This window comes from Methylobacterium sp. WL18 (genome assembly GCF_008040015.1).
GTDB classification, from domain to species: Bacteria; Pseudomonadota; Alphaproteobacteria; order Rhizobiales; family Beijerinckiaceae; genus Methylobacterium; species Methylobacterium mesophilicum.
Map to the genome: position 1 here is coordinate 1 of NZ_VRVD01000324.1, position 5,226 is coordinate 5,226.

General features: G+C 71.6%; 2 protein-coding genes. One reads left to right on the plus strand and one right to left on the minus strand.

Annotated elements, in window-relative coordinates; translation table 11 throughout:
• On the minus strand, positions 1–4,672 hold a 4,672-nt coding region (locus tag FV228_RS19550; protein WP_147856143.1), incomplete at its 3' end, for an NAD-glutamate dehydrogenase.
• 92 nt (positions 4,673–4,764) lie between these two features.
• On the opposite strand from FV228_RS19550, the gene FV228_RS19555 reads away from it, so the two are divergent.
• Positions 4,765–5,226 (plus strand): MarR family winged helix-turn-helix transcriptional regulator (locus FV228_RS19555; protein WP_246693957.1); only part of this gene is annotated, 462 nt, incomplete at its 3' end.

Genomic DNA, 5,226 nt, shown 5'->3' on the forward strand with positions numbered 1-5,226 from the left:
CCTCGGCGGTGAGCTTGCGGTGCGCGGCGGCGATGCCGGCCACCGCCCGCTCCAGGGCGACCCGGTCGAACGTGTCGGCCACCGGCACGGTCCGGGCCGCGGCGGCGAGTTCGTCCAGGCGGAACGCGTGCTCCAGGGCGAAATGTGTCGCCGCCACCTCCTCGACCGGGCGGCCGCTGGCCTCGGCGACACGCACGATGTCCGGCGCGGAGATCAGGGCGTTCAGGGAGGCGAGCCGCCGCGCCTGTTGCCGGGCCATGCCGTGGCCTTCGAGCTGCGACGCCCGGTTGCCGATGGCGGTGAGCGCCTCGGCATCGAGCACCTTCGGCAGCGCCGCCTCCACGGCCGCCACCCCGTCGCGGTAGCGCGCAACCAGGGGAGCCAGGCCCCCGGTCAGGTCGAGGTTGCGGATGAACCAGACGATCCGGTTGGCGAGCAGGCCCTGCACCTCGGCGTAGAGGCCGAGCTGGTCCTGTCCCGAGAGGCCGCCGCCCAGGCCGTCGATGGCGAGGTTCAGCTCCATCAGCCCGAAGGCGTCGCGGGTGATCGCGTAGGCCTTGGCGATGGTCGCGGCGTCCGCCCCGGTGCCGTCGATCAGCCGGGTGACCAGGGACGGGCCGCCGCGGTTGACGATGATGTTGGCGAGCGCCGTCGAGATGATCTCGCGGCGCAGCCGGTGGCCCTTCACGGCGTCGGGGAACTGCTCGCGCAGCGCCTTCGGGAAGTAGCGCTGCAATTCGCGGTCGAAATACGGGTCGTTCGGCACTGTGCTGGCCAGGATCGCGTCGTGCAGCGACAGCTTCGCGTAGGCCAGCAGCACCGCGTATTCCGGGCGGGTCAGCCCCTCGCCGCGGCGCATCCGCTCGGTGATCGTGGCATCGTCGGGCAGGTATTCCACGGCGCGGTCGAGGCGCCCTTCGGCTTCCAGCGCCTGCATGGTGCGCATCGCGAAGCCGGTCTCGCCCAGGCCGCCGCGCTGGGCGAGCGACAGGGCGAGGGTCTGCAATTCGTTGTTGCGCAGGACGAGGCGCCCGACCTCGTCGGTCATGGTGGCGAGGAGTGTGTTGCGCGCCGCGTAGTCGAGCCGCCCATCCCGCTCGGGGACCATGAGGGCGATCTTGATGTTCACTTCGACGTCGGAGGTGTTCACGCCGGCGGAGTTGTCGATCGCGTCGGTGTTGAGCCGGATCCCGGCCCGGGCCGCCTCGATGCGTCCGCGCTGGGTGAGGCCGAGATTGGCACCCTCGCCGACCGCCTTCACCCGCAGCTCCGGCCCTGTGATGCGCACGGCGTCGTTCGCCCGGTCGCCGGCATCCTCGTCGGTCTCGGTGGTGGCGCGGACGTAGGTGCCGATGCCGCCGAACCAGAGCAGGTCGGCCGGCGCCTTCAGGATCGCCTGCATCAGCTCGGTCGGCGTCGCCTCGGCCCGGTCGAAACCCAGGGCGGCCCGGACGGCCGGAGAGAGCGGCACGGTCTTGAGGCTGCGCGCGAACACCCCGCCGCCCTCCGAGATCAGCGACGTGTCGTAATCCGCCCAGGACGAGCGGCCGAGGTCGAACAGGCGCCTGCGCTCGGCGAAGCTCTTCGCCGCGTCGGGATTCGGATCGAGGAAGATGTCGCGGTGGTCGAAGGCCGCCACCAGGCGGATGCTCTCGGACAGCAGCATGCCGTTGCCGAACACGTCGCCCGACATGTCGCCGACCCCGACCACGGTGATCGGGTCGGTCTGCACGTCGACGTCGATCTCGCGGAAGTGGCGGCGCACAGCCTCCCAGGCGCCCCGGGCGGTGATGCCCATGCCCTTGTGGTCGTAGCCCTGGCTTCCGCCGGACGCGAAGGCGTCGCCGAGCCAGTGGCCCTTCTCGAGGGACAGCGCGTTGGCGATGTCCGAGAAGGTGGCGGTGCCCTTGTCGGCCGCCACCACCAGGTAGGCGTCGTCGGGGTCGTGCCGCACCGTGTCCGGTGGCGGCACGATCGCCTGGTCCACGATGTTGTCGGTGAGTTCGAGCAGGGTGCGGATGAACAGCCGGTAGCTCTCGGTGCCCTCCTGCATCCAGGCCGCCCGGTCCGAGGCCGGGGGCAGGCGCTTGGGGAAGAAGCCGCCCTTGGCGCCCACCGGCACGATGACGGCGTTCTTGACCTGCTGCGCCTTCACCAGGCCCAGGATCTCGGTGCGGAAATCTTCCGGCCGGTCGGACCAGCGCAGACCGCCGCGGGCGACGTAGCCGAAGCGCAGGTGCACGCCCTCGACCCGGGGCGAATAGGCGAAGATCTCGAAGAACGGCCGCGGCAGCGGCATCGCCGTCACCTTGGCGCAGGCGAACTTGAAGCTGATCGTCTCCCGGGGGCGATCACCCTTGGCCTTCTGGAAGAAGTTGGTCCGCACCGCGGCTTCGACCAGGTTGACGAACCGGCGCAGGATCCGGTCGTCGTCCAGGCTGGTGACGTCGCCGAGCGCCTCCTCGATCAGGGCGCGGGTCTCGGCCTCGCGTGCCGCCCGATTGTCCGCGATCAGCGGGTCGAAGCGGGTCCGGAACAGGCTGACGATCGCCCGGGCGATCCCGGGATGCCGGCTCAGCGTCCCGGCCATGTAATCCTGGCCGTAGCGGATGCGCAGCTGGCGCAGGTAGCGCCCGAGCGCCCGGAGCAGGGCGGCGTCCCGCCAGGGCAGGGCGGCCTCCAGCACCAGCCGGTTGTAGCCGTCGGATTCCGCCGCGCCGTCGGCCAGCGCCAGCATCGCCTCCTCGAGGGGCTGCTCCAGCGTGGCGAGATCGATCGCGGCGCCGCTGGCCCGCTCGATCCGCATGTCGTGCAGCCAGACCCGGGCGGATTCGTCGAGCCCGGCCGGCCGGACCCGATAGGTCCGCTCGTCGATGACCCGGAAGCCCAGGTTCTCCAGCACGGGCACCCGGTCGGACAGGGCGATCGCGGTGCCGCGGGAGAACACCTTCAGACGGACCTGCGCGTCCGAATCACCGGCCCGGCGGCCGAGATGCACGGCGCGCGGCTGCACGTCGCTCAGCGCCTCCAGGATGGCGATGTCGGCGACCGCCGCATCGAACTGGAAGTTGTCCCGGTAGGCGGCCGTGAACGCCTCCGCGTAGCGCGACGCGAGCCGGCGGGCCCGGCCGCCGTCGTGGGCCTCCGCAAGGGCCGCACTCAGCGCGTCGCCCCAGGTGCGGACCAGGGCGGCGATTCCGGCCTCCAGGGCGGCAGGATCCTGCTCCGGCATGCCCTCCTCGGGCAGGCCGACGATGTAGTGGGTCCGCGCCAGCGGGCCTTCGGGCAGTTCCGAATAGGCCGCGCTCGGCCGCCCGCCATAGGCCTCGGCCAGGTAGGCGCCGATCCGGGCGCTCACGGTCGAATCGAACCGGTCCTTCGGCACGAAGACCAGCAGCGAGACGAAGCGGCCGAACCGGTCCGGGCGCGACAGCACGCGGATCCGCGGCCGGTCGGCGAGGTTGGCGATCGCCAGGGTGAACCGGTACAGCCGGTCGATATCGATCTGGAACAGCTCGTCCCGCGGGTAGGTCTCCAGCACCGCGAGCAGGCTGCGCCCGGCATGGCTGGTCGGGTCCAGGCCGGCCCGTTCGGCCACCGCCTCGACCTTGCGGCGCAGGACCGGCACCTCGCGCGCCGGGCTGGTATAGGCCGCGGCCGTGAACAGGCCGACGATCCGCACCTCGCCCGACAGCTTGCCGGTGTTCGAGAACAGCTTCACGCCGACATAGTCGAGATAGGAGACCCGGTGGACCCGGGACTTCGCGCTCGCCTTGGTGATGATCAGCGCCTGCGGCTCCTCCAGGAAGGCGAGGATCTCGGGCGTGTAGTCGACCGGCGTCCGGCCCCGGCGCAGCGGCGTGGCGCCCGGATCGCGCAGCACCCCGAGGCTCGAGCCCTCGATCAAAGGATGGCCGTCGCCCTCGATGCCGTGCTGGCGCATGCCCAGCACCAGGAACTGCCCATCCCTCAGCCAGTCGAGGAAGGCGCGCGCCTCCGCGACCTCGGCCTCCGGCAGGGGGGACGGGGCGCGGCCCAGGCTTTCGGACAGCGCGGAGATGCGGGCCAGCATCACGTCGTGGTCGTCGCTCGCCAGGGCCACGTCCCGGTAGACCTGGGCGAGGGCCTCCTCCAGCCGCGCCCGGGCCTCGCCGTCGAGGCGGCCGAGATGGAGGTGGATGAAGCTTTCGCGCGCCAGGCTGCCGTGGGCATCCGCGGTGGTCTCGCCGACCACGCGCACCAGCGCCCCGGACGCGTCGCGCTCGACCCCGAGGATCGGGTGGGCGACGAGATCCGGCGTCAGGCCCTGCTCGGTCAGCTCGGCCAGGGTCGAATCCAGCAGGAACGGCCGGTTGTCGTTGATGACCTCGACGATCGTCACTTCGCGCGACCGTCCGTCCCGCACGAGTTCGGTGTCGCTCAGGCGCAGCCGGGCCGGATCGCCGGGCTTGCGGGGCTCTGACAGGAAGGCGCGGGCGCGGACCGCCAGCTCGGCCAGCGCATCGCCCGGGTAGGGGGCTACGTCCTCGGGGGTCACGCGCCCGAACAGGTCGCGGACGAACCCGCCGGGCCCGCCTCGCTGCGCCACGATCTCGGCCGCGGCCTCGATGAGCCCGGACCGGGCCGATTTCTGTTCCGAGGACGACAACGCCGTGGCGGTTTCGAGTGTCATCGCGCCTCTCACGAACCGGGAGCCTGCCGACGCAGCGTTAGCAAAGAGATCCGCCATGTCGATGACAGCGTGACGGATTTCCCCATCGCCGCGTGTCGAACCGGCCGAACCGTCAGTGCCCGCTTGTCGCGCGGAATATCCGTGCATATACACGTATCGTGATGATCGATCGTCCGAGCGAGCCCTGCACCTGTTCCGCTCTGCGCCGTGCCACGCGGGCGGTGACCACGATCTATGACGAGGCGCTGCGTCCCTGCGGGCTGCGCGTCACCCAATTCGCGATCCTGCGCCTGCTCGACCGTCTGGGTCCCAGCCCGGTGACGCGGCTCGCCGCCGAAGCCGCCCTGGAACGCACCACGATGGGCCGCAACCTCGATCCGCTGGAGCGGCGTGGCCTCGTGCGGATCGAAGCCGGCGAAGCGGATGCGCGCGCTCGCGTGGTCTCGCTGACGGACGCCGGACGCGCCGCCCTGGCGGCGGCAATCCCCCATTGGCGGGTCGCGCAAGCGCGCATCAACGCGCGGATCGAACCCGCCGCCGTCGCGGCCCTGACC